This is a genomic window from Burkholderia sp. ABCPW 11 (assembly GCF_001523445.1).
In the GTDB taxonomy this organism is placed as follows: Bacteria; Pseudomonadota; Gammaproteobacteria; order Burkholderiales; family Burkholderiaceae; genus Burkholderia.
Genome location: NZ_LOVM01000093.1, coordinates 258,901 through 283,410 on the forward strand (window position 1 = coordinate 258,901; position 24,510 = coordinate 283,410).

Consider the following 24,510-nt stretch of genomic DNA (forward strand, 5'->3'; position numbering starts at 1 on the left):
CGTTATGCTCGTCAGCTCCCGGGAGACGGAATTCCATCATGAACGACACGAATTCAGGGTCGGTGCGCGCGGCGGTGGTCGGGGTCGGCGCGATCGGCGGATTGCTTGCGGCCGCGTTGTCGAGAGCCGGCATGACCGTGAGCGCGTACGCACGCGGCGCGACGCTCGATGCGCTGAATGCCCACGGCGTGCGCGTGATCGACGAGGCGGGCGCAATCGCGTCGGTGCCGGTGCGCGCAAGCGACGATGCGGCCGCGCTCGGTGTGCAGGACTACGTGGTGATCGCGCTGAAGGCACAGGCGCTGCCGGCGCTGGCCGCGCGCATTGCGCCGCTGGTCGGACCGGATACGGTGATCGTCGCGGCGATGAACGGGCTGCCGTGGTGGTTCACGCACGGGCTCGAAGGGGTGATCGACGGCGTGCCGCTCGATGCGGTCGATCCGGCCGGCGCGGTGTCGGCTGCGTTGCCGCCCGCGCAGGCGATCGGCTGCGTCGTGCATCTGTCGTCGAGTACCGACGCGCCGGGCGTCGTGCGGCGCGGGCGCGGCAACCGGCTGATCGTCGGCACGCCCGATCCGCGGCTCGACAGGGCTACGGCGCGGTTCGCCGCGGCGCTCGCGGCCGGCGGTTTCGACGTCGAGACGACGCCCGCGATCCGGACCGAGATCTGGACGAAGCTGTGGGGCAACATGAACATGAACCCGCTGAGCGCGTTGACCGGGTCGACGGCCGAGCAGTTGCTCGACGATCCGTTCACGCAGGATCTCGCGCTGCGGATGATGGAGGAAGCGGCTGCGATCGGCGCGAGGCTCGGCTTGTCCGCCGGGATGAGCGGCCCCGAGCGGATCGCGGTCACGCGCAAGCTCGGCGCGTTCAAGACGTCGATGCTGCAGGATTTCGAGGCGGGGCGCTCGCTCGAGATCGGGCCGATCCTCGGCGTGTTTCCGGAACTCGGCCGCAAGCTTGGCGTGCCGACGCCGTACTGCGACGCGGTGCTCGGATTGTTGCGTCAGCGCGCGACGAACAGCGGGTTGTAGTGCGCACGAAGCCACCGGATTCGCGGCTGTCGGCAACGCCGGCAACGCGACCACGCGCGCTTCGCGCGATGCCGTCGCAGTGCAAAACGGGCCGTTCGGACGTGTCGCCCAGACAAGCTGCCGGGATCGCACATGACGCGCCCCGGGCGGCCCATCCGATTCGTCGGATCAATGCCGCCTGCTGCGCTTTGCGAACCGGCGACGGCGAGGCCGACACGCCTTGGGACGATTCACTTCATCGCGCTTGACTTCGAAGCCGGTTACTCAGTCGTCGCGCTCGACTGCGTGCGCAACGATCTTGTCGAGCAGCCGCTCGAACGTCTGACGTTCGCTGTCGGACAGGCACGCGAGCAGGCCGTCGTTCCACTTGCGCACGATCGGCATGATCTTGCGATGCAGCGCTCGGCCGTCGGTGGTCAGCGCGATCAGCACGATCCGGCCGTCTTCCTCGCTCGCGCTGCGCTCGAGCAGCCCCTGCCGCAGCAGCGCTTCGGCCGCGCGGCTTGCCTGGCTCTTGTCGAGATTGGTGTGGCGCGCGAGATCCATGATGGAGAACGGGCCGAACGCGCCGACGGCGGCGATCACGCGCGCCTCGGGCAGCGAGATGTCGAGCTTGTGCCGGTACACCTCGCCGATCCCGCGGTCGGAGCGCTTCGTGAGCGCATGGAGGCGATAGGTCAGAAACTGATCGAGCCCGGCTTGGCGGCCTTTCATGTCGAATCCTGAAGAAAAAGGGCGGGCCCGATTGTTCCTGTATCGCGCGCTCGGGTCAACGGTCAGTGTGCACCGTACTTCAGGCGTGTCAACTGTTCCGCTTCGTTCGCGAGCAGGTCGGCCGCGTCGCGGATCGCGACGTCGAGCGTGATCGGCCCGGGAGCCGGCGAAAAGCAGCCGGCAAAGTGCTCGGACAGGCGCGGCAGCGCGGCCGGGTCGACCGCGCCCGACAGCAGCGATGCGCTCACGCCGGCTGCCTGCGCGTGCCGGCACGCGATGAACGGCGCCTTGCCGTGCAGCGTCTGCACGTCGGAGCGGCCTTCGCCGGTGATCAGCCAGTCGGCCCCGGCCAGGGCGGCGTCGAGCCCGACCTGGCGGGCCACCACTTCGGCGCCGGCCTCGAAGCGTGCACCGAGCATGTGCAGCGCGAAACCGAGGCCGCCCGCGGCGCCCGCGCCCGGCAGGTCGCGGCCGCGGCGGTCGAGTGCGGCTTCGAGCAGGTCGGCGAAGTGGGCGAGGGCCGTATCGAGGGTCGCGACCTGCGCCGCCGTCACGCCCTTTTGCGGACCGAACACGGCGGTGGCGCCATGCGCGCCCGTCAGCGGGTTGTCGACGTCGGACATGCCGACGAATTCCGTTTCCTTCAGGCGCGGATCGAGCCCCGACGCGTCGATGCGCGCGATGTCGGCCAACCGCAACGGCACGGGCTCGACCGGCTGGCCGCCCGCGTCGAAGCACTGCAGGCCGAGGCCCGCGAGCAGCCCGGCGCCCGCGTCGTTGGTGCTGCTGCCGCCGAGCGCGACGAAGAAGCGGCGCACGCCGTCGTCGAGCAGCGCGCGGATCGCCTCGCCCATCCCGCGCGTGCTGCGCGCGTCGACCGGCACGCTCATGCCGACCGGGTCGGTAATCCCGACGATCTCGGCCGTCTCGACGATCGCGGTGCGCGCATCGATCACGCCCACCGCCGCGTCGCGCGCCGCCAGCGACGCGCCGGCCACCTGCAGCGTGCGCCGCGTGCCGCCGCCGGCCAGCATCGCGTCGAGCGTGCCTTCGCCGCCGTCGGCCATCGGGCAGCAGCGCACGACCGCGTCGGGCCGGGCGCGGCGAATGCCGGTGGCGATCGCGTTCGCGACCTGCTCGGCGGAAAGCGAGCCTTTGAACGAATCGGGCGCGATGACGACGACAGGCGCGGACGGGTGTTGCGGCATGGTGTCTCCGGAAGGCGTGTTTGGTATGAGGAATGAACGGGTGGGCCGTGAAGGTGGCTCACACGCTATCGGAGCTTACAGGATGGTGGGCCCAGGGTGGATACGCCGTTCGGCATAGCGACGATCCGCGTGCATGGTCGTGCAGCGGGCCGTCGATGGGGCGGGACGCACACGTGTCGCGCCGATCTGGCGGTATGAGGAAAATTGTTTGCTAGAATAGTCGATTCTTCCGGCCAAAGCCGTGCTCCGAGCCGCTTGCGCTAGCCATTCGGCGCGTGCAGGGATGGCGTGGCGCTCCGGCGCGGCGGGTGCATGCGATGCACCCCACGCCGCAGGCAGGCACGGCAAGGAAAACCCGATTCGCTCGAATAATTTTAGGACGATTGAAGCCATGGCTAACGTTGTTGAGAACCTCGGCAAGCTTGAACGCCGCGTGACGATTTCCCTGCCGAAAGACACCGTGCAGAAGGAAATCGACGCCCGTATCCAGAAACTCGCGAAGACCGTGCGCATGCCGGGTTTCCGCCCGGGCAAGGTGCCGGTGAAGATGGTCGCGCAACAATACTCGGGCCAGGTCGAGGCGGAAGTGCTGAGCGACAAGATCGGCCAGGAATTCTTCACGATCAGCCGCGCGGAAAACCTGCGTGTGGCCGGCCAGCCGAGCTTCGAGCCGAAGCAGGAGCAGGCTGAAGACGCGTACGCGTTCGACGCGACGTTCGAGGTCTACCCGGAAGTGAAGATCGGCGATCTGGCGACGGCTGAAGTCGAGCGCTCGACGACGTCGATCGGCGACGCCGAAATCGACCGCACGCTGGACATCCTGCGCAAGCAACGCGTGCACTACCACGCACGCGGCGAAGCCGGCGAGCATGGCGACGGCGGCGCGGACACCGCGGCGAAGAACGGCGACCGCGTGACGGTCGACTTCGTCGGCAAGATCGACGACGTCGCGTTCCAGGGCGGCACGGCCGAAGATTTCCCGTTCGTGCTCGGCGAGGACCGCATGCTGCCGGAATTCGAAACGGCAGCGCTGGGCCTGAAGGTCGGCGAACAGCGTACGTTCGACCTCAAGTTCCCGGACGACTACCACGGCAAGGACGTCGCCGGCAAAACGGCGCAGTTCACGGTCACGATGAAGAAGATCGAGTGGCCGCACCTTCCGGAAATCGACGCCGAATTCGCGAAGTCGCTCGGCATCGAAGACGGCGACCTCACGAAGATGCGCGCCGAGATCAAGGAAAACCTCGAGCGCGAAGCGAAGCGCCGCACGCAGTCGATCGTCAAGAACCAGGTGATGGACGCGCTGCTGAAGATTTCGGAGCTGGACGTGCCGAAGGCGCTGATCGAGCAGGATCAGCAACGTCTCGTCGAAATGGCTCGCCAGGATCTGGCGCAGCGCGGCGTGCCGAACGCGAAGGACGCGCCGATTCCGGCCGAGATGTTCGCCGAGCAGGCCGAGCGTCGCGTGAAGCTGGGCCTCGTGCTGGCAGAACTCGTGAAGGCGAACGGCCTCGAAGCGAAGCCGGAACAGATCCGCGCGGAAGTCGACGAGTTCGCGAAGAGCTACGAAGACCCGAAGGAAGTGGTCCGCTGGTATTATTCCAACCAGCAGCGCCTCGCCGAGATGGAAGCGTTCGTCGTTGAAAGCAACGTCGTCGACTTCGTGCTGGGCAAGGCAAAGGTGACGGACAAGGAAGTGAGCTTCGAGGCACTCGCGAGCGCATCGGCGCAAGCGTAAGTGTCGCTCTAGCGGCGTGCCGGCTGTCGGAGCGACGGCCCGCACGCCGTTTTTACGTCAAGCGCACGGTTGCCATTAATATGGCGATTGAGCGGGCGGCTTCCTTCCGTTCAATTTTCCATTCGAACAAGGTTCATTGAATGATCACTCGCGCTGAATTGCTGGACATGCTTGCTTCGAACGCGCCGCAGGGTTTCGAGGCGCAAGCGCTGGGGCTGGTGCCGATCGTCGTCGAAACGAGCGGCCGCGGCGAGCGTTCGTACGATATCTATTCGCGTCTCCTGAAGGAGCGCCTGGTGTTCATGGTCGGCGAAGTGAACGACCAGACCGCCAACCTCGTGGTTGCGCAATTGCTGTTCCTCGAGAGCGAGAATCCCGACAAGGACATCAGCCTCTACATCAACAGCCCGGGCGGCTCGGTGTCGGCCGGGATGGCGATCTACGACACGATGCAGTTCATCAAGCCGGACGTGTCGACCCTGTGCATGGGTCTCGCGGCCAGCATGGGTGCGTTCCTGCTCGCGTCGGGTGCGAAGGGCAAGCGCTTCGCGCTGCCGAATTCGCGCGTGATGATTCACCAGCCGCTGGGCGGCGCGCGCGGCCAGGCGTCCGACATCGAGATCCAGGCGCGCGAAATCCTCTACCTGAAGGAGCGGTTGAACAATCTGCTCGCGCAGCACACGGGCCAGGACGTCGAGCGCATCGCGCGCGACACCGACCGTGATAACTTCATGTCGAGCGAGGACGCGAAGGCGTACGGGCTGATCGATCAGGTGCTGTTGAAGCGCCCGTGAGCTTAAACGGGGTGCCGCCCCGATTCGTGCGGCGCCCCCGCAATGTCCCGAGTGCCCTGAGCATCTGCGGCAAGCGCATCCAGCCGGCTCCGGTCGCGCCCTAGGCGCGGCGTCCGGAGCAATCGGCGTATCATGTCATTTACCTGTCCGGAGGCTCTACATTCATGGCGGACAAAAAAGGTTCGAACAGCGAGAAGCTGTTGTATTGCTCGTTTTGCGGGAAAAGCCAGCATGAGGTGAAAAAACTCATCGCGGGCCCGTCGGTGTTCATCTGCGATGAATGTATCGATCTCTGCAACGAAATCATTCGCGACGAGGCGGCTGCCGCCGGCGTCGAGGCCAGCCTGTCCCGGTCGGATTTGCCGAGCCCGCAGGAAATTCGCGACATCCTCGATCAGTACGTGATCGGCCAGGAGCGCGCGAAGAAGATCCTCGCGGTGGCCGTGTACAACCACTACAAGCGCCTGAAGCATCTCGACAAGAAGGACGACGTCGAGCTGTCGAAGAGCAACATCCTGCTGATCGGCCCGACGGGCTCCGGCAAGACGCTGCTCGCACAGACGCTCGCGCGGTTGCTCAACGTGCCGTTCGTGATCGCCGACGCGACGACGCTGACCGAAGCCGGCTACGTCGGCGAGGACGTCGAGAACATCATCCAGAAGCTGTTGCAGAACTGCAACTACGAGGTCGACAAGGCCCAGCGCGGGATCGTCTACATCGACGAAATCGACAAGATCAGCCGCAAGTCGGACAACCCGTCGATCACGCGCGACGTGTCGGGCGAGGGCGTCCAGCAGGCGCTCTTGAAGCTCGTCGAGGGCACGATGGCATCGGTGCCGCCGCAGGGCGGCCGCAAGCACCCGAACCAGGACTTCATCCAGGTCGACACGACCAACATCCTGTTCATCTGCGGCGGCGCGTTCGACGGTCTCGAAAAGGTGATCACCGATCGTACCGAAAAAACCGGCATCGGCTTCGGCGCGACGGTCAAGAGCAAGCAGGAGCGCGACGCGGGCGAAGTGCTGCGCGAAACGGAGCCGGAAGACCTGATCAAATTCGGTCTGATCCCCGAATTGATCGGCCGCCTGCCGGTGGTCGCGACGCTCGGCAAGCTCGACGAAGCCGCGCTGATGAAGATCCTGGTCGAGCCGAAGAATGCGCTCGTCAAGCAGTATCACAAGCTGTTCGCAATGGAGCGCGTCGAGCTGGAAATCCGGCCGGGCGCGTTGCAGGCGGTCGCTCGCAAGGCGATCCGCCGCAAGACCGGCGCGCGCGGTTTGCGTTCGATCATCGAACAGGCGTTGCTCGACGTGATGTACGAGCTGCCGACGATGAAAGGGGTCAGCAAGGTCATCATCGACGAGAACGTCATCGATGGGGACGGCAAGCCCTTGCTGATCTACGAGGACACGCCGAAGGTGGCGGGTTCGAACTGACCGGCTTGCCGACGATGTTCAGCGAAAAAGGCCGTTCATGAGTCCGTGGGCGGCTTTTTTTCGTTTATCTTGTGGGTAACTCTGACTCGACACGCGGTGGTTACTTTCTTACCGAATATTTCCCGCACTTGAAGGCTTGCAATTCGTTGTGGCGGCCTCAATTACCGAACAATTGATTCCACTCATGGGGAAATGAAATGTCAGGCACCCAACTTCTCCCGCCGGAACGCATCACGCTCCCGCTGCTGCCGCTGCGGGACGTCGTCGTTTTCCCGCACATGGTCATTCCGCTCTTCGTGGGCCGGCCGAAATCGATCAAGGCCCTCGAAGCAGCGATGGAAGGCGGCAAGCACATCATGCTCGTCGCCCAGAAAACCGCGGCCAAGGACGAACCGACCGAAAAGGACATGTACGAGGTCGGTTGTATCGCCAACATCCTGCAGATGCTGAAGCTGCCGGACGGCACCGTGAAGGTGCTCGTCGAGGGCCTGCAGCGTGCGAAGGCGTTGTCCATCGAAGAACAGGAGACGCAGTTCTCCTGCGAAGTGATGCCGCTCGAGCCCGACCACGCCGACAGCGCCGAGACGGAAGCGCTGCGTCGCGCGATCGTGTCGCAGTTCGACCAGTACGTGAAGCTGAACAAGAAGATCCCGCCGGAGATTCTCACGTCGCTGTCGGGCATCGACGAAGCGGGCCGCCTCGCCGACATGATCGCCGAGCGCCTGCCGCTGAAGCTCGACCAGAAGCAGCACATTCTCGAAATGTTCCCGGTCATCGAGCGTCTCGAGCACCTGCTCGCGCAACTCGAAGCCGAGATCGACATCCTGCAGGTCGAAAAGCGCATCCGCGGGCGCGTGAAGCGCCAGATGGAAAAGAGCCAGCGCGAGTACTACCTGAACGAACAGGTCAAGGCGATCCAGAAGGAACTGGGCGAAGGCGAGGAGGGCGCGGATCTCGAGGAACTCGAGAAGCGCATCAACGCCGCGCGCATGCCGAAGGAAGCCAAGAAGAAGGCCGATGCCGAGCTGAAGAAGCTGAAGCTGATGTCGCCGATGTCGGCGGAAGCCACCGTCGTGCGCAACTACATCGACACGCTGATCGGCCTGCCGTGGCGCAAGAAGAGCAAGGTCAACAACGACCTGTCGAACGCCGAGCAGGTGCTCGACGAGGATCACTTCGGCCTCGAGAAGGTCAAGGAACGGATCCTCGAGTATCTCGCGGTGCAACAGCGCGTGGACAAGGTCAAGGCGCCGATCCTGTGCCTCGTCGGGCCTCCGGGCGTCGGCAAGACCTCGCTCGGCCAGTCGATCGCCCGTGCGACGAACCGCAAGTTCGTCCGGATGGCGCTCGGCGGCGTGCGTGACGAAGCCGAGATCCGCGGCCACCGCCGCACGTACATCGGTTCGATGCCGGGCAAGATCCTGCAAAGCCTCGCGAAGGTCGGCGTGCGCAATCCGCTCTTCCTGCTCGACGAAGTCGACAAGATGGGCATGGATTTCCGCGGCGATCCGTCGTCGGCGCTGCTCGAAGTGCTCGATCCGGAACAGAACCACACGTTCGCCGACCACTACATCGAGGTCGACTTCGACCTGTCGGACGTGATGTTCGTCGCGACGTCGAACTCGCTGAACATCCCGCCGCCGCTGCTCGACCGGATGGAAGTGATCCGTCTGTCGGGCTACACGGAAGACGAGAAGGTCAGCATTGCCCAGCGTTACCTGCTGCCGAAGCAGAAGAAGAACAACGGGCTGAAGGAAGGCGAGATCGAGGTCACCGAGCAGGCGATCCGCGACATCATCCGCTACTACACGCGCGAAGCCGGTGTGCGTTCGCTCGAGCGGGAAGTGTCGAAGATCTGCCGCAAGGTCGTGAAGATGCTGCTGCTGAAGAAGGCATCGGGCGCGATCAAGGTCGACGGCGAGAACCTCGATACGTTCCTCGGCGTGCGCAAGTACGACTTCGGCCTCGCGGCGAAGGAAAACCAGGTCGGTCAGGTGACGGGCCTCGCGTGGACGGAAGTCGGCGGCGACTTGCTGACGATCGAAGCCGCGGTGATGCCGGGCAAGGGCAACGTGATCCGTACGGGTTCGCTCGGCGACGTGATGAAGGAGTCGGTCGAGGCCGCACGTTCGGTCGTGCGCTCGCGTTCGCGTCGTCTCGGTATCAAGGACGAAGCGTTCGAGAAGCAGGACATCCATATCCACGTGCCGGAGGGCGCGACGCCGAAGGACGGTCCGTCCGCCGGCGGTGCGATGACGACCGCGCTGGTATCGGTGCTGACGGGTATTCCCGTGCGGGCCGACGTCGCGATGACGGGCGAAATCACGTTGCGTGGCGAAGTGCTGCCGATCGGCGGGCTGAAGGAGAAACTGCTGGCGGCTCACCGCGGCGGTATCAAGCTCGTGCTGATTCCGGAAGAGAACGTGAAGGATCTCGCGGACATTCCGGACAACGTGAAGAACGCGATCGAGATCGTGCCGGTCCGCTGGATCGACAAGGTACTGGAACTCGCGCTCGAGCGTTCGCCGACTCCGTTGCCGCCGGAAGAAGAAGCGAAGGCAGCGGCGCCGGTCGGCGAGTCGGCGAAGGACGCCGGCTCGACGGAAGTCGTCAAGCACTGAGGCTCCGAGCACCGTCGTTGCTGACGGTTGTTCACGAAACCCGCGGCGGTGTCCGCGGGTTTTTTTATATGGATCGGAATCGTGCGAACGCGTGCGTTAAAAAAATTCACGCGCAGGCTTGGCAAAATGATCGGGGATGAATTAAACTTGCGGGCTCGCTGATTGTTGATGCGCAAACGCAGATCGCAGTCGGAACGAATCGGAAACGGGTGCTTAGCTCAGCTGGTAGAGCGGCGCCCTTACAAGGCGTAGGTCGGGGGTTCGAACCCCTCAGCACCCACCAGTTTCACGATTCAGCCAGACCAAGGAGCGGTAGTTCAGTCGGTTAGAATACCGGCCTGTCACGCCGGGGGTCGCGGGTTCGAGTCCCGTCCGCTCCGCCAAACAAATGAAACAGCCCGCCTCGTGCGGGCTTTTTCATTTGCGCCTTCCGGTGCCGCCCGCGTAGATGCAACGATCGCGCAGGGAAGGAAACCGCCTGCGCGGTTTTCCGGCGGGACGCGAAGCGATGCGCACGCACGTGCGGCCTGCGGACACGCGTCCCGTCCGTTCCGCCGGAATTTCACGCCGCGGGAGCACTGGTTGTTTCCGGCGTGCGCAAACGGCACCTCATTGAACGCGTATCACCGGTGGCAGTTTGTAGGTTCCGCTCAGGAGCGGCGTATCGGGCAAGTACGTGCGCAGCGTCAGGTTGAACGCGCCGGCAGGAGCGGGCAACCAATTGCTGGCCGGTACGCCGGCGGGTCGCGCGTGGCTGATGGTGAGCACGAGCGAGCCGTCGCTGGCGAACTGAAAGTTCGAGGCCGGATAGGACAGCGCGTAGACTTGATCGGGATTCGAATAGAAGAATGCCTGCGCCTGGTTCGTGCCGCCGTACAGCGTCAATGACCAGAACGCGCGTGCCGGCGGAAGCTGCCCGGCGGGAAACGTCATCTGATAGACGCCGTTGCCGTCGTAGTTCGCACCCGGCGTGTTCGCCGCTTCCGTGCTGGTGTAATAGATCGCTTCGCTGCCGGGGAGCGCGCCGAGGCCGTTCAGCGCAACGTTCGCCCGCAACGTGTAGTGGGTTCCATAGTTTCCGACATCCGCCGGACCGCCAGTCCAGCCATTTACGCCGGTACTCGTCTGGGTCGACGCTTGCTGCGCTCTGCTGCCGGTCGTCAGGCTCGCCAACGCCTGCGTTGCGCCGGCGCTGATCGACGCGATGTCGGCAGACGACGGGTCGAAGGTCTGCGCCGGGCCGATGCCGATCGCGTCGAGCGCCGCCAGCACGGCCGTGTCCTGCGGTGTGGGCGGGCTCTTTTTCAACAGCTGGTTCACGTACTGGAAATACGATGGCCAGTTGGTATAACCAGGCGGCTTTTGCTTGTCCACGCTGTCCCACGTCGTGCCGCCGGTTCCAGCGGGTTGCGACGCCACCAATTGGTTCTGAACCGCCCACGCGGCCGGATAATCGCTCGCGTCGCTCACGTAAGTCCGTGCCAGGGCCCAGACCGCGTTGGTCGACGAGCGGAGCACGATGACCCCTGCGGGCGCTTCTCCCTGCCAGTGCGGCCCCACGACCCAAAAGACCTTCGCAACGCCGTTGTCGGCGCTCGTGCCTCGAATCGCGAAGTTGTTCGTATAGGCGTCCATCAACGCGAGGGAGAAGTAACGGCTACCGCTCGAGGGCGTATCGATTTGAACGGGGCCCGCGTCCAGTTGCAGCATGGCGATGGAATACAGCGTGTCGTGATTGGGCTTCGTCACCGCGGTGGATGACGCATCGGAGAGCCGGCGACTGTGAAGAAACGTATTCGGCGCAAGGCCCTGAGCGATGTAGCTCTGTCGCGTGGCGTAGAACTGGTACAGCGGAATCGTGAATATCGTCGCGCCGTTTGCCGCGTTCTCCGTAGCGACGGGTGAAACGTTCGAGCGGTCGACGCTATCGCCGTTGCAGCCCGCCAGAAGGCCGAGCGAGACGGCCAATGCGACGATGCGCGCCTGGTGAAGAAAACTCATCGAATGGGTCGGTTTGGTTGAATGGTCGATTAGGCCGTGCCCCTTCGTCGCTCGGCCGACGAGCGTGGCACGGGTTGCATGGCGCGATTAGCGTATACGGCTTGGTATGCGCGACGAACGAACGATTTTCGATATGCAAAGTCCGATGACGCGTCGGCGAGGCGTCGATCGATCGGCGTCGTGCGGTATGCCGTCGGCGGGCTCGGGCTTGGCTGTCACGATCCCGATGGTGATCCGGTCGCGGGAGCGCGGCCGGTCCCGGTCTTTTTTCTGCCCGTCACGTTCCACTCGGCCGCTGGCCACGGATGCGCTCGCGGGGCATCGTGCTTCGACGGCCGTCGGTGCGGCAAGCCGGCTTCGCGAACGAATCGCCGTGAGCGGGGAGTGCGCGCGGCCGTGGTCGGAGTGCCGACCACGCGGGCGAGGGCCGCTTTTCGCCCGTCCCACCCCGTATGTTGTAATATCGGACGTTTTGTCCAATTTTCCCGTCACGCATGCTCGATTTCTTCCGTAATCACCAGCGCCTGATGATGGCGCTCCTGCTCCTGATCGTCTTGCCGGGGCTGGGTTTCGTCGGAATCCAAGGCTTCCGCGGCTTCTTCGACGACAGTGCGAACGTCGCAGCAGTCAACGGGCACAAGATCACGCGGGTCGAATTCGACGGCGCGTTCCGCCAGCAGATCGATCAGGCGCGCCAGGCGCTCGGCGGGCAGTTCGACATCAAGATGTTCGACACGCCCGAGCATCGCAAGCAGGTGCTCGACGGCCTGATCCAGCAACGCGTGCTGGCCGACGAGACGCAACGCCTGCACCTGACCGCATCCGACAACGCCGTGCGCGACGCGCTGATGAGCGACCCGATGATCGCGGCGCTGAAGAAGCCCGACGGTTCGATCGACGTCGAACGCTATGCGCAACTGCTGTCGTTCCAGGGGATGACGCCCGAGCAGTACCAGGAGCGCGTGCGTTACAGCCTCTCGCTGCAGCAGATTCCGGCGAGCATCGTGTCGAGCGCGTTCACGCCGAAGAGCCTCGCGCAACACCTGTCCGAACTCGCCGCGCAGCAGCGTGAAGTGCAGGCGCTCGTGCTGAAGACGAGCGACTTCGCGGCGAAGGTCCAGCCGACCGACGCACAGCTCACCGCGTACTACGACGCGCACAAGCAGAGCTTCGCGACGCCGGAAACCGCGACGATCCAGTACCTCGTCTATTCGCCGGCCGCAGCGGCCGCAAGCGCGCAGCCGACCGATGCGGACATCAAGAAGTTCTACGACGACAACCCGACGCACTTCCGGACCGAAGCGCAGGTGCGCGTGAGCCACATCTTCATCGCCGCGCCGGGCAGCGCCAGCGCGGCCGACAAGGCGGCGGCAAAAGCGAAGGCCGAGCAACTGCTCGCCGACGTGAAGGCACATCCGGATCAATTCGCGCAGATCGCGCAGAAGAACTCGCAGGACGCGCCGTCGGCAGCGAAGGGCGGCGACCTCGGCTTCATCACGCGCGGCTCGACCGCGGGCGGCAAGGCGTTCGACGATGCCGCGTTCTCGCTCAAGCAGGGCGACGTGAGCGGGATCGTGCAGTCGGATCTCGGTTTCCATATCCTGAAGGCGACCGAAGTGAAGCCGGCCGTCGTCAAGCCGTTCGCGGAAGTGAAGGACCAGATCGCGGCCGACCTGAAGCAGCAGTACGCATCGAAAGCGTTCTCGGACAACGCGGAAGGCTTCACGTCGACCGTCTACGAAAAGGCGAAGACGCTGCAGCCGGCCGCGGACAAGTACAAGCTGACGATCCAGACGGCCACCGTCACGCCGACGCCGAATCCGCAACTGCCGCCGACGAGCCCGTTGAACAATCCGAAGTTCCTGGCCGCCGTGTTCGCGAACGACGCCGTGAAGAACCAGAACAACACGCAGGCGATCGACGTCGGCAACAACACGCTGATCTCGGCGCGCGTGACCGACTACAAGCCGGCGGCCGTGCCCGCGCTCGACGCGATCAAGGACGCCGTGCGCCAGAAGGTCATCGCCGAGCAGGCCGCGGAACTCGCGAAGAAGGACGGGGCGGCGAAGCTGGCCGAACTGCAGAAGTCGAAGTCGACCGACGGGTTCGCGGCCGCGCAGAAGGTGTCGCGCACGCAATCGCAGGGCCTGACGCCGGCTGCGCTGAGCGCCATCTACAAGGTCGATGCGAAGACGCTGCCGGCTTACGTCGGTGTCGACCTCGGCGTGGACGGCTACGCGATCTACCGTGTGAACGCGGTGATCCCCGGTTCGGCGGTCGATCCGCAGCAACTGGCGGCCGCGCAGCAGCAGATGGCGCAGGTCAATGCGCAGAGCGAAGGCGAAGCGTATCTCGCGGCGCTGCGCGATCGCTCGAAGGTGAAACTGTATGGCAGCACGACGGCCAGCCAGCAGCAGGACGGCGACAACTGAGCATCGTTTCGCCCGCAACCAACAAGAAGCCCCGCTCGAAGCGGGGCTTTTTGTTTTCCGGCGCGCGACTGCGGTCAGCCGTGCGGCTTGCCGAGCAACGGCTTCAGCGTCGGCCACACGTTGTCGAGCAGAATGCGCTGGGCCTGCTGCGCGGGATGCATCTGGTCGGCCTGGAACATGTCGGGCTTGTCCTCGATGCCGGCCAGCAGGAACGGCACGAGCGGCACGCCGAGATCTTTCGACAGCCGCGTATAGACCGCGTGGAACTTCTGCGTGTAGTCGGGGCCGTAATTGGGCGGCACGTACATGCCGACCAGCACGACTTTCGCCTGGGCGCGCCGCGCGCTCGCGATGATGTCGCGCAGGTTCTGCTCGGTCGTCGCGAGCGGCACGCCGCGCAGCGCATCGTTCGAACCGAGCTCGACGACGACGATCGACGGCTTGAGCCGCTGCAGTACCGCGGGCAGCCGGGCACGGCCGCCGCTCGTGGTGTCGCCGCTGACGCTGGCGTTCGCGACGCTATAATCGATTCGCTCGGTCGAAAGCCGTTGTCGCAGCAGCGACACCCAGCCGGTGTCGCGCGGCAATCCGTATTCGGCCGACAGGCTGTCGCCGAGCACGACGATCACGGGCGGGCTCGATGCCGTCGCGGCGTGTGCGGGCGCGGTGACGGCCAGCAGGATGCCCAGCAGCGCGGCGGCCGCCGCGCGTCTTTTCCAGCGAAATGTCGTGTCCATGTTCAAGATTACCGATCCGATCATCGAAGTCCATGACGTGTGCAAGCGGGTTGCCGATGCAACGGGCGAGCTGACGATCCTCGACGGCATCACGCTCGCCGTGCAGCCGGGCAGCAGTCTCGCGATCGTCGGCGCGTCGGGTTCGGGCAAATCGACGCTGCTCGGCCTGCTTGCGGGATTGGACAGCGCGACGAGCGGCACGGTTCGCCTGCTCGGTCGCGCGCTCGATCAACTCGACGAGGACGAACGCGCGGCGCTGCGCAACGGCGCGGTCGGATTCGTATTCCAGTCGTTCCAGTTGATGCCGCACCTGACGGCGCTCGAGAACGTGATGCTGCCGCTCGAACTGCAGGGCGGCATCAGCGCGCGCGACGCGGCCGACCGCGCCCGGGCGCTGCTCGTGCAGGTCGGTCTCGGCGAGCGTACTGCGCATTATCCGAAGCTGCTGTCGGGCGGCGAACAGCAGCGCGTCGCACTCGCCCGCGCGTTCGTCACGCGCCCGGCGATCCTGTTCGCCGACGAGCCGACCGGCAGCCTCGACGCCGCAACGGGCCACGCGGTCATCGACCTGATGTTCGAACTGAACCGCACGCATGGCGCGACGCTCGTGCTCGTCACGCACGATGCCGAACTCGCGCGCCGCTGTGCAACGACAGTCACGATCGACGCGGGGCGCATCGTCGTGCCGCACGCGGCTTCGCGCAACGCGTGAATGTTTGTGCCGGCCGCGCAGCGTGGATCGCGCGGCCGACACGGGCATGACGCCGTCGCGTCAGCGCTTGAGCGCCGCGCGGGCGCGCGCGATCAGCGCCGTGGTCGACGAGTCGTGCTTCGCCGGATCGACCGATTCGGCCGACAGGTCGGCTTCGACGACCTTGCCGAGAATCTTGCCGAGCTCGACGCCCCACTGGTCGAACGGATTGATGTCCCACACCGTCGCCTGCACCAGCACCTTGTGCTCGTAAAGCGCGATCAGCGCGCCGAGCGAGCGCGGCGTCAGCGCATCGACGAGCAGCGTCGTGGTCGGGCGGTTGCCGGGGAACGTCAGGTGCGGCGCGAGCGCTTCCTTGCCGGGCCCGGCGACCTTGCGCGCTTCTTCGAGCGTGCGGCCGAGCATCAACGCCTCGCTCTGCGCGAAGCAGTTCGCGAGCAGCTTCGGATGGTGGCTTGCAAGCGGATGCTCGGGCGTCAGCACCGCGATGAAGTCGATCGGCACGATCGTCGGCCCCTGGTGCAGCATCTGGAAGAACGCATGCTGGCCGTTGGTGCCCGGCTCGCCCCACGTGACGGCCGACGTCGGGTAGTCGACGAAGGTGCCGTCCAGGCGCGCGGATTTGCCGTTGCTCTCCATTTCGAGCTGCTGCAGGTACGACGGCAGGTAGTGCAGCGCTTCCGAATACGGCGCGACGAGGTAGCTCTGCGAGCCGAAGAAATTCCGGTACCAGATGCCGATCAGGCCGAGCAGCACCGGCAGGTTGCGCTCGAGCGGCGCTTCGCGGAAGTGGCGATCCATGTCGTTCGCGCCGGCCAGCAGCTCGTCGAACTGTTCGGGGCCCACCGCGATCATGATCGACAGGCCGACCGCCGACCACAGCGAATAGCGGCCGCCGACCCAATCCCACATTTCGAACACGTTGTCGGCGGCGATACCGAACTTCACGACTTCGGCCGGGTTCGCCGACACACCGACGAAGTGCTTCGCGAGCGCCGCCTCGGGGCAGCCGCGCGCGACGAACCAGTCGCGCAGCGAGCGCGCATTCGTCATCGTCTCGAGCGTCGTGAAGGTCTTCGACACGACGATCGCGAGCGTTTCCTCTGGATCGACCTGTTCGAGCACGCGTGCGAGATCGGCGCCGTCGACGTTCGACACGAAGTGGGTCGAGATGTCGGGCGTCGCGACGTGATGCAGTGCATGCACGACCATCTTCGGCCCGAGATCAGAGCCGCCGATGCCGATGTTGATCACGTGGCGGATGCGCTTGCCCGTATAGCCCGTCCACGTGCCGCCGCGCACGGCGCGCGCGAACGTCGCCATCTTCGCGCGCTCGGCGCTCACCTGCGCGTGGAACGGCGCCTGCGGGTCGGTCGCGCGCAGTGCGGTGTGCAGCGCGGCGCGGCCTTCGGTCGGGTTGACGATCTCGCCCGCGAACATCGCGTCGCGGCGCGCTTCGACGCCCGCGTCACGCGCGAGCTGCACGAGCAGGCGCAGCGTTTCGTCGTCGATGCGGTTCTTCGAGAAATCGGCCGCGAGACCGCCGCCCGGAATCGTGAAGCGTTCGGCGCGGGTCGGCGCGCGGTCGTTTTCCGGCGCGAACCAGTCGCGCAGCCGCGCGTGGCGGATCCGTTCGAAGTGGGATTGAAGGGCAGTCCAGGCGGGGAGCGATTTCAGCGTCATGGCGGTTCGAGTGAAGCGTGAATCGGGAGGAATGCCGCGCCGGCTCATCGTGATCGGAAAGCCGGCGGACGAGAAGGCCCGCCGTGCGGCGGGGCAGTCAGTATAGCGGCGTTACGTGTCGGCGCGCGGCGACGGATAAAAAAGGCGATTGATCAGCGTGCGCACCATCGGCGCGAGCTCGCCCGCGGTCAGCCCGGCCGGGCCGGTGCCGTGCGCGGTCAGCGTATCGGCCGCGAGGCCGTGCAGATAGACGCCGGCCAGCGCGGCTTCGTACGGCGCGACCCGCTGCGCGAGCAGCGCGCCGATCAGGCCGCCGAGTACGTCGCCGGTGCCGCCGGTGGCGAGCGCCGCGTTGCCGGTCGGGTTGATCGTCACCCGCCCGTCGGGCGCGGCAATCACCGTGCCCGCGCCTTTCAGCACGACGATGCCCGCGTAACGGGCGGCGAGCGCCTGCGCGGCCGCGACGCGATCGCGCTGCACGGCTGCCGTGTCGCCGCCGAGCAGTCGCGCGGCTTCGAGCGGATGCGGCGTCAGCACGCATGGCGTGCCGCGCGCGGCGACGGCGGCCGCGAGGTCCACGTGCGTCGCGACGAGGTTCAGCGCGTCGGCATCGAGCAGCATCGGGATGTCTCGTGCGAGCACGTCGCGCACGAGCGTTGCCGCGGCCTCGCGCGTGCCGAGCCCGCAACCGGCCGCGATGGCGGTCATCGCGCCGAGGTCCAGGGTGTCGGCCGGATGCAGCATCAGTTCTGGAAACGGCGGATCGTACGGCGGCGCGCCCGCGCCCAGAAAGCCGACGTGCACCTTGCCGGTGCCCGCGAACAGCGCGGCGCGAGCGGCCAGGATCGGGGCGCCGCACATGCCCGTGTCGCCGCCGAGCACTGCGAGGCTGCCGTACGTGCCCTTGTGGGACGAGAAGGCGCGCGCGGGCAGCGCCGCGGCGAACCGCGCGGGCGCGTTCAGCACGATGGCCGGCGCGGCGGGCGGCGCGACGTCGAGCGACGCGACGTGGATCTCGCCGGCGAGATCGCGGCCATCGCCCATGTAGAGGCCGGGCTTCGCGCCGATGAAGGTGAGCGTATGGGTGGCCGCGACGGCGACGCCCGCGCCGACGATCCGGCCCGTGTCGCCGTCGAGCCCGCTCGGCACGTCGAGCGCGAGCACGCGGCCGCCGCCGCGCGCATGAGCGGCGATGCGTGCGGCCTGCTCGGCGAACGCGCCGTCGAGCGCGCGGCCGAGACCGATGCCGAACAGCCCGTCGACGACCCACGCGTAGCCTTCCAGCGACGCGGGCGGGGTGGTAGACAACGGCACACCCGCCGTGCGTGCGAGACCGAGTGCCCATTGCGCGTCGTCCGGCTTGACCGGCACCGGCATCCACGCATGCGTCGCGACGCCGAGCTGCTGGAGCTGCGCGGCGGCCACCAGCGCGTCGCCGCCGTTGTTGCCGGGGCCGACCGCGAACCAGACGGGGCGATCGTCGCCGGCGACGCGCTCGGACAGCCAGCGCGCGGCGGCGGCGCCCGCGCGGCCCATCAACGTGTGCGGCGGCAGCGCGGCGGTTGCATCGGCTTCGGCCGCGCGCAGGTCGGCGACGCGCAGCAGCGCGATCGGATCGGAATCGGGAAGGGGGCGGGTAACGGTCATCGCGGGATCGTGGCGGCTGGCAAGGATGCCGCCACGGGTCGGCCCGCGGCGGCGGTCAGGTCGTGAAGCGGCCGGCGCTCAGCGCGGCGAGCGTGTCGGCGGGCCAGTGCTGGACGTTGCCGCCCAGATAGTCGGCCACCACTTTAGCAGACCCGCACGCGAGCCCCCAGCCGGCCGGGCCATGGCCGAAATTGACGAACACGCGCGGATGCGGGGTCGGACCCACGACGGGCAGGCCGTCTGGCGACAGCAGTTGCATGCCTTGCCACGACAGCGCGGCCGAGATCTTCGCGGCGCCCGGCACCCAGTCGTGGACGGCCTGGCCGAGCAGCGCGAGCGCGGCTTCGGACAGCGGCTCGGCGAGCGGTTTCGCGGTGTCGGTCAGGCTCTGCAGCACGGCGGCTCCGCCGACGCGCAGCCGCTGGTGGGTGCGCGTGATCGAGATCCGCTTGATCGAATCGACGACGCTCAGATGCGGTGCGTGTTCTTCGTACGCAACCGGCGCGGTGAGCGTATGGACGCGCACCGGGTGCAGCGGCAGGCGCCAGCCGAGCCGTTCGAGCAGCGCGAGGCTGCCTGCGCCGGCGGCGACCACGATCGCGTCGGCGGACATCACGTCGACCTCGCGCGCCGTCGCCGCGCTCCGGTGGCCCGGCGGCACGAGCTCGACCGCCGCGCGGCCGTTGTCGACGCGGATTGCGGCGACGTCCGCGCCGAAGCGGAACTGCACGCCGTGCTCGTCGAGCGTCTGCTTGACCAGTTTCGCGAACAGCGGGCAGTTGCCGGTGCGCTCGGTTTCGAGCAGCACGCCGCCGGCAAAGCCGGGCTCGGCCGGCACCGACGGTTCGAGCGCCGCGCATTCGTCGGCGGTGAGCGTGCGGTACGGCTGGTCGAGCGTGCGCAGCAGGTCGAGCGCCGGTTGCAGCGCGTCCCAGTCGCGCGGATCGCGCACGACGTGCAGGATGCCGGGCTTCTGCTCGAATTCGAGCTCGAGGCGCGCCTCGATATCGGCGAGCGCGTCGCGCGACACGTCGATCAGCGGACGCAGCCGCGCGTACTGCGCGGCGAACGCGTCGGGCTCGCGCAGCGTGCCGAGCTGCTTGACGAATTGGCGCACGCCGCCGTTGAAGCCCGGCTTGTAGACGACGCCGCTGTCGCGCGACTGGCGCTGGCGCATGAAAGTCGGGCCGAACCAGACGTCGAGCGGGCTCGGCAGCAGCGCGCCGCCGTCGCCGTAGGTCGCACCTTGCGCGACGGTCGCATGGCGTTCGACCACGCACACGCGATGGCCGGCCGCGCGCAACTGGTAGGCGGTGGCGACGCCGCTGATTCCGCCGCCGATGACGATGACATCCATTGGATTGCTTCGATGACGGGCGGCGCGCACGCCGCCCGGTGAGAATTCGCTGAGGGCCGGGCCCGGTGAACCCGGAATGATAGCGCCAAAAGCGCGCGAGCCGGCGCCGGCCGACCATGGGCCGCGCGGTCGCGCCACGGCGGCCGGCGTGCAGGCACGCGCAGGCCGGTCCGGCGCGCCGTCGTGCGCGCCACGCGCCCGGGCACCGGTGCGGTGCAGGCGGACCACCGATCGGGGGGCTTGGGCGGCCGACTTCCGGGTATAATTACGGCCTTCCTTTCGCCCCACGTCGCCACCTCGCGCGACTCATCGACGTCAGTCCAGCCCATGGCTCACTTCTCGTGTTTTCCCGGCGCTTCGGCCCTCTCCGATTTCCGTCAAACCCGTCTGCTCGACACGCTCAGGCAAATCGACGCCAACATCGTCGCGGTGCGCGGCCAGTTCCTGCACTTCGTCAATGCGGCCGAGCCGCTGTCGGCCGACGACAGCGCGCGCATCGATGCGCTGATGCACTACGGCGAGCCGTTCCAGCCGGCGGGCGAGAAGGGCGCGACCGAGACCTTCGTCGTGCTGCCGCGCTTCGGCACGGTCTCGCCGTGGGCGAGCAAGGCGACCGACATCGCGCAACACTGCGGCCTCACGCACGTGCGCCGCATCGAGCGCGGCGTCGAATTCACGGTCACGCTGAAGTCGGGCCTCCTCGGCGGCAAGAAGGCGCTGTCGGACGACGCACGCGCGGCCGTCGCGGCTGCGCTGCATGACCGGATGACCGAAAGCGTGGTCGCGGCGCGCGACGACGCGAAGCACCTGTTCGACGAACTGCCGGCCAAGCCGCTCGCGAGCGTCGACGTGTTGGGCGCCGGCCGCGGCGCGCTGGAGCGCGCGAACGTCGAGCTGGGCCTCGCGCTTGCCGACGACGAGATCGACTACCTGGTCGACGCGTTCCGCAAGCTCGAACGCAACCCGACCGACGTCGAGCTGATGATGTTCGCGCAGGCGAACAGCGAACACTGCCGCCACAAGATCTTCAACGCGCAGTGGACGATCGACGGTGAAGCGCAGGACATGTCGCTGTTCGCGATGATCCGCAACACCGAGAAGCTGAGCCCGCAGGGCACGGTCGTCGCGTATTCGGACAACTCGTCGATCATGGTCGGCGCCGAAGCCGAGCGCTGGTTCCCGCGCAAGGCGGGCGCGGCCGGCGAGCCGGGCGAGCGTTACGGCCGCCACACCGAGCTTACGCACACGCTGATGAAGGTCGAGACGCACAACCACCCGACGGCGATCTCGCCGTTCCCGGGTGCGGCGACCGGCGCGGGCGGCGAGATTCGCGACGAAGGCGCGACGGGCCGCGGCGCGCGTCCGAAGGCCGGCCTCACGGGCTTCACCGTGTCGAACCTCGACCTGCCCGGCGCCCGCCAGTCGTGGGAAAACGCACGCGACGCGGCGCAGCCGGTGGCCGAGCGCAACCCGAACGAGCAGCACGGCCCGTACGGTCGCCCGGACCGCATCGCGTCGCCGCTGCAGATCATGATCGACGGCCCGCTCGGCGGCGCCGCGTTCAACAACGAATTCGGCCGCCCGAACCTCGGCGGCTACTTCCGCGTGTACGAGCAGAACGTCGGCGGCACGGTGCACGGCTATCACAAGCCGATCATGATCGCGGGCGGCCTCGGCAACATCGCGGATCAGCACACGCACAAGCACGACGTGCCGGCGGGCTCGCTGCTGATCCAGATCGGCGGCCCCGGCATGCGCATCGGCATGGGCGGCGGCGCGGCCAGCTCGATGGCGACCGGCGCGAACACGGCCGAGCTCGACTTCGACTCGGTGCAGCGCGGTAACCCGGAAATCGAGCGGCGCGCGCAGGAGGTGATCAACGGCTGCTGGCAGCTCGGCGCGGAAAACCCGATCCTGAGCATCCACGACGTCGGCGCGGGCGGCCTGTCGAACGCGTTCCCCGAGATCGTCGACGGCGCGGGCAAGGGCGCGCGTTTCGAATTGCGCAAGGTCGCGCTCGAGGAGTCGGGCCTGTCGCCGCGCGAAATCTGGTCGAACGAGGCGCAGGAGCGTTACGTGCTGGCGATCGCGCCGGCCGACCTGCCGCGCTTCGAGGCGATCTGCGCGCGCGAGCGCTGCCCGTTCGCGGTGGTCGGCGTCGCGACCGACGAACGCCAACTGAAGCTCGTCGACGACGAAGCGACGGGCGCCGACCAATACCCGGTCGACATGCCGATGGAAGTGCTGCTCGGCAAGCCGCCGCGCATGCACCGCGACGTCGCGCGCGTGCGCACCGAGCGTGCGCCGGTCGACGTGACGGGCGTCGCGCTGTCGGCAGTCGCGCTCGACGTGCTGAAGCATCCGACGGTCGGCAGCAAGTCGTTCCTGATCACGATCGGCGACCGTTCGGTCGGCGGTACGTCGGTGCGCGACCAGATGGTCGGCCCGTGGCAAGTGCCGGTGGCCGACTGCGCGATCACCGCGCTCGACTATGCGGGCTTCAAGGGCGAGGCGATGACGATGGCCGAGCGTACGCCGCTCGCGGTGATCGACGCGCCGGCATCGGGCCGCATGGCCGTCGGCGAAGCGATCACGAACATCGCGAGCGCACCGATCGCGTCGCTCGACAAGCTGAAGCTGTCGGCGAACTGGATGGCCGCGTGCGGCACGGCCGGCGAGGACGCCGCGCTGTTCGACACGGTCAAGGCGATCGGCATGGAGCTGTGCCCGGCGCTCGGGATCGGCATCCCGGTCGGCAAGGATTCGCTGTCGATGAAGACGAAGTGGGACGAGCAGGGCGTCGCGAAGGAAGTCGTGTCGCCGGTGTCGTTGATCATCTCGGCGTTCGCGCCGGTCGAGGACGTGCGCCGCCATCTCACGCCGCAACTGCGCCGCGTGGCGGACGCGGGCGACAGCGTGCTGATCGCGATCGACCTCGGCCGCGGCAAGAACCGGATGGGCGGCAGCATCTTCGCGCAGGTCACGCAGCAGGTCGGCAATGCGACGCCGGACGTCGACGACGCGGAAGACCTGAAGCGCTTCTTCAACGCGATCCAGTCGCTCAACGCACAAGGCAAGCTGCTCGCGTACCACGACCGCTCGGACGGCGGCCTGTGGGCGACCGTGTGCGAAATGGCGTTCGCGGGCCATGCGGGCGTGTCGCTGAACGTCGACATGCTGACGCTCGACCCGGACCACGAATCCGACTACGGCGATGCGAAGGACTGGGCGAAGCAGACGAGCGGCCTTCGCGACGACCGCACGCTGCGCGCGCTGTTCTCCGAAGAGCTCGGTGCCGTCGTGCAGGTGCGTGCGTCCGATCGCGACGCGGTGCTGGGTGCGCTGCGCGAGTTCGGCCTGTCGACGTGTTCGCACGTGATCGGCTCGGTCAACGATCGCGACGTGATCGAGGTGTACCGCGATGCGAAGAAGATCTTCGACGCGCCGCGTACCGAACTCCATCGCGCATGGAGCGAAGTGAGCTGGCGCATCGCGCGCCTGCGCGACAACCCCGCCTGTGCGGATGCCGAATACGACGCGCTGCTCGACGCGGCCGATCCGGGCCTCTCGCCGGTGCTGACGTTCGATCCGGCTGACGACGTCGCCGCGCCGTTCATCGCGACCGGCGCACGGCCGCGCGTCGCGATCCTGCGCGAACAGGGCGTGAACTCGCATCTGGAAACCGCATATGCGTTCGACCGCGCAGGCTTCGACGCGCACGACGTGCACATGAGCGACCTGCTCGCGGGCCGCGCGACGCTGGCCGATTTCGCGGGCGCGGTCGCGTGCGGCGGCTTCTCGTACGGCGACGTGCTGGGCGCGGGCGAAGGTTGGGCGAAGACGATCCGTTTCAACGCGAACCTCGCCGACATGTTCTCGGCCTTCTTCGCGCGTCCCGACACGTTCGCACTCGGTATCTGCAACGGCTGTCAGATGCTGTCGAGCCTTGCGTCGATGATCCCCGGCGCGCAAGCGTGGCCGAAGTTCACGCGCAACAAGTCCGAGCAGTTCGAGGCGCGCTTCTCGTTCGTCGAAGTGGAGAAGTCGCCGTCGATCTTCTTTGCAGGGATGGAAGGCTCGCGCATTCCGGTGGCGGTCGCGCACGGCGAAGGCTATGCGGACTTCTCGCAGCAGGGCGACATCGATCGCGTCGCGGTCGCGATGCGTTACGTCGACCACCGCGGCGAAGCGACCGAGCGCTATCCGTTCAACCCGAACGGGTCGCCCGCCGGCATCACGTCGGTCACGACGGCCGACGGTCGCTTCTCGGTGCTGATGCCGCACATGGAGCGCGTGCATCGCACGGTCACGATGAGCTGGCACCCGGAAGGCTGGGGTGAAGCGAGCCCGTGGATGCGTGTGTTCCGCAACGCGCGCCGCTGGATCGGCTGAT

Annotated in this window: 15 protein-coding genes and 2 tRNA genes; 10 read left to right on the top strand and 7 right to left on the bottom strand. The window is 67.1% G+C overall.

The features are described 5' to 3' along the window. Positions 1 to 38: 38 nt before the first annotated feature. Positions 39 to 1,037, top strand: coding sequence for a 2-dehydropantoate 2-reductase (locus tag WS61_RS30195; RefSeq protein ID WP_059506007.1), 999 nt, complete (start codon positions 39 to 41; stop codon positions 1,035 to 1,037). Positions 1,038 to 1,301: 264 nt separating this feature from the next. On the opposite strand, the gene WS61_RS30200 is transcribed toward WS61_RS30195, so the two are convergent. After that, positions 1,302 to 1,751 (bottom strand): MarR family winged helix-turn-helix transcriptional regulator, encoded by a 450-nt coding sequence (locus WS61_RS30200; RefSeq protein ID WP_059506008.1) that lies wholly within the window; start codon positions 1,749 to 1,751, stop codon positions 1,302 to 1,304. A 62-nt stretch (positions 1,752 to 1,813) separates the two neighbouring features. Beyond that, positions 1,814 to 2,959 carry a glycerate kinase gene (locus tag WS61_RS30205; protein WP_059506010.1) on the bottom strand — a complete coding sequence of 382 codons (1,146 nt, stop codon included), beginning with the start codon at positions 2,957 to 2,959 and terminating at the stop codon, positions 1,814 to 1,816. Between the two features lie 391 nt (positions 2,960 to 3,350). On the opposite strand from WS61_RS30205, the gene tig reads away from it, so the two are divergent. From tig to WS61_RS30235, 6 genes are all read left to right on the top strand, one after another. Then, on the top strand, positions 3,351 to 4,697 hold the full coding sequence (gene tig, locus WS61_RS30210) for a trigger factor (protein WP_059506012.1): 1,347 nt from the start codon (positions 3,351 to 3,353) through the stop codon (positions 4,695 to 4,697). 140 nt (positions 4,698 to 4,837) lie between these two features. Further along, complete coding sequence (clpP, locus tag WS61_RS30215) at positions 4,838 to 5,491, top strand: ATP-dependent Clp endopeptidase proteolytic subunit ClpP (protein WP_006496351.1); 654 nt, start codon at positions 4,838 to 4,840, stop codon at positions 5,489 to 5,491. Positions 5,492 to 5,655: 164 nt separating this feature from the next. Then, a complete protein-coding gene (gene clpX / locus WS61_RS30220) occupies positions 5,656 to 6,927 on the top strand; it encodes an ATP-dependent Clp protease ATP-binding subunit ClpX (protein ID WP_006489345.1) in 1,272 nt (423 codons plus the stop codon). Positions 6,928 to 7,124: 197 nt separating this feature from the next. Then, the gene (gene lon / locus WS61_RS30225) at positions 7,125 to 9,548 is read left to right on the top strand and encodes an endopeptidase La (protein ID WP_059506015.1); all 2,424 of its coding nucleotides are present in this window, start codon (positions 7,125 to 7,127) and stop codon (positions 9,546 to 9,548) included. A gap of 207 nt (positions 9,549 to 9,755) precedes the next feature. Further along, positions 9,756 to 9,831: transfer RNA gene (locus tag WS61_RS30230), tRNA-Val, on the top strand. A gap of 23 nt (positions 9,832 to 9,854) precedes the next feature. Further along, positions 9,855 to 9,931, top strand: a tRNA-Asp gene (locus tag WS61_RS30235). A 226-nt stretch (positions 9,932 to 10,157) separates the two neighbouring features. On the opposite strand, the gene WS61_RS30240 is transcribed toward WS61_RS30235, so the two are convergent. Further along, on the bottom strand, positions 10,158 to 11,549 hold the full coding sequence (locus WS61_RS30240; protein ID WP_059506016.1) for a DUF1254 domain-containing protein: 1,392 nt from the start codon (positions 11,547 to 11,549) through the stop codon (positions 10,158 to 10,160). 494 nt (positions 11,550 to 12,043) lie between these two features. On the opposite strand from WS61_RS30240, the gene WS61_RS30245 reads away from it, so the two are divergent. Then, complete coding sequence (locus WS61_RS30245) at positions 12,044 to 13,981, top strand: SurA N-terminal domain-containing protein (protein ID WP_059506018.1); 1,938 nt, start codon at positions 12,044 to 12,046, stop codon at positions 13,979 to 13,981. A 74-nt stretch (positions 13,982 to 14,055) separates the two neighbouring features. Here WS61_RS30245 and WS61_RS30250 read toward each other — a convergent pair whose 3' ends face one another. Then, a complete protein-coding gene (locus WS61_RS30250; protein ID WP_059506020.1) occupies positions 14,056 to 14,718 on the bottom strand; it encodes an arylesterase in 663 nt (220 codons plus the stop codon). On the opposite strand from WS61_RS30250, the gene WS61_RS30255 reads away from it, so the two are divergent. After that, positions 14,717 to 15,430 carry an ABC transporter ATP-binding protein gene (locus WS61_RS30255; RefSeq protein WP_059506022.1) on the top strand — a complete coding sequence of 238 codons (714 nt, stop codon included), beginning with the start codon at positions 14,717 to 14,719 and terminating at the stop codon, positions 15,428 to 15,430. The two genes, WS61_RS30250 and WS61_RS30255, sit on opposite strands and share 2 nt — an antisense overlap. A 60-nt stretch (positions 15,431 to 15,490) precedes the next feature. Here WS61_RS30255 and pgi read toward each other — a convergent pair whose 3' ends face one another. From pgi to WS61_RS30270, 3 genes are all read right to left on the bottom strand, one after another. Then, on the bottom strand, positions 15,491 to 17,113 hold the full coding sequence (pgi, locus tag WS61_RS30260) for a glucose-6-phosphate isomerase (protein ID WP_059506024.1): 1,623 nt from the start codon (positions 17,111 to 17,113) through the stop codon (positions 15,491 to 15,493). A 111-nt stretch (positions 17,114 to 17,224) separates the two neighbouring features. Continuing rightward, complete coding sequence (locus tag WS61_RS30265; RefSeq protein ID WP_059506026.1) at positions 17,225 to 18,760, bottom strand: NAD(P)H-hydrate dehydratase; 1,536 nt, start codon at positions 18,758 to 18,760, stop codon at positions 17,225 to 17,227. A 55-nt stretch (positions 18,761 to 18,815) separates the two neighbouring features. Beyond that, positions 18,816 to 20,117, bottom strand: coding sequence for an FAD-dependent oxidoreductase (locus tag WS61_RS30270; protein WP_059506029.1), 1,302 nt, complete (start codon positions 20,115 to 20,117; stop codon positions 18,816 to 18,818). 327 nt (positions 20,118 to 20,444) lie between these two features. On the opposite strand from WS61_RS30270, the gene purL reads away from it, so the two are divergent. Continuing rightward, positions 20,445 to 24,509, top strand: a complete 4,065-nt coding sequence (gene purL, locus WS61_RS30275; protein WP_059506031.1) for a phosphoribosylformylglycinamidine synthase — start codon at positions 20,445 to 20,447, stop codon at positions 24,507 to 24,509. Position 24,510 lies beyond the last annotated feature (1 nt).

Coding starts and splice junctions, on each gene's coding strand:
- clpX (WP_006489345.1), top strand. CDS start 5,656: ATGGCGGACAAAAAAGGTTCGAACAGCGAGAAGCTGTTGTATTGCTCG.
- WS61_RS30195 (WP_059506007.1), top strand. CDS start 39: ATGAACGACACGAATTCAGGGTCGGTGCGCGCGGCGGTGGTCGGGGTC.
- WS61_RS30265 (WP_059506026.1), bottom strand. CDS start 18,760: ATGACCGTTACCCGCCCCCTTCCCGATTCCGATCCGATCGCGCTGCTG.
- pgi (WP_059506024.1), bottom strand. CDS start 17,113: ATGACGCTGAAATCGCTCCCCGCCTGGACTGCCCTTCAATCCCACTTC.
- WS61_RS30240 (WP_059506016.1), bottom strand. CDS start 11,549: ATGAGTTTTCTTCACCAGGCGCGCATCGTCGCATTGGCCGTCTCGCTC.
- purL (WP_059506031.1), top strand. CDS start 20,445: ATGGCTCACTTCTCGTGTTTTCCCGGCGCTTCGGCCCTCTCCGATTTC.
- WS61_RS30200 (WP_059506008.1), bottom strand. CDS start 1,751: ATGAAAGGCCGCCAAGCCGGGCTCGATCAGTTTCTGACCTATCGCCTC.
- WS61_RS30205 (WP_059506010.1), bottom strand. CDS start 2,959: ATGCCGCAACACCCGTCCGCGCCTGTCGTCGTCATCGCGCCCGATTCG.
- WS61_RS30250 (WP_059506020.1), bottom strand. CDS start 14,718: ATGGACACGACATTTCGCTGGAAAAGACGCGCGGCGGCCGCCGCGCTG.
- clpP (WP_006496351.1), top strand. CDS start 4,838: ATGATCACTCGCGCTGAATTGCTGGACATGCTTGCTTCGAACGCGCCG.
- WS61_RS30270 (WP_059506029.1), bottom strand. CDS start 20,117: ATGGATGTCATCGTCATCGGCGGCGGAATCAGCGGCGTCGCCACCGCC.
- WS61_RS30255 (WP_059506022.1), top strand. CDS start 14,717: ATGTTCAAGATTACCGATCCGATCATCGAAGTCCATGACGTGTGCAAG.
- lon (WP_059506015.1), top strand. CDS start 7,125: ATGTCAGGCACCCAACTTCTCCCGCCGGAACGCATCACGCTCCCGCTG.
- WS61_RS30245 (WP_059506018.1), top strand. CDS start 12,044: ATGCTCGATTTCTTCCGTAATCACCAGCGCCTGATGATGGCGCTCCTG.
- tig (WP_059506012.1), top strand. CDS start 3,351: ATGGCTAACGTTGTTGAGAACCTCGGCAAGCTTGAACGCCGCGTGACG.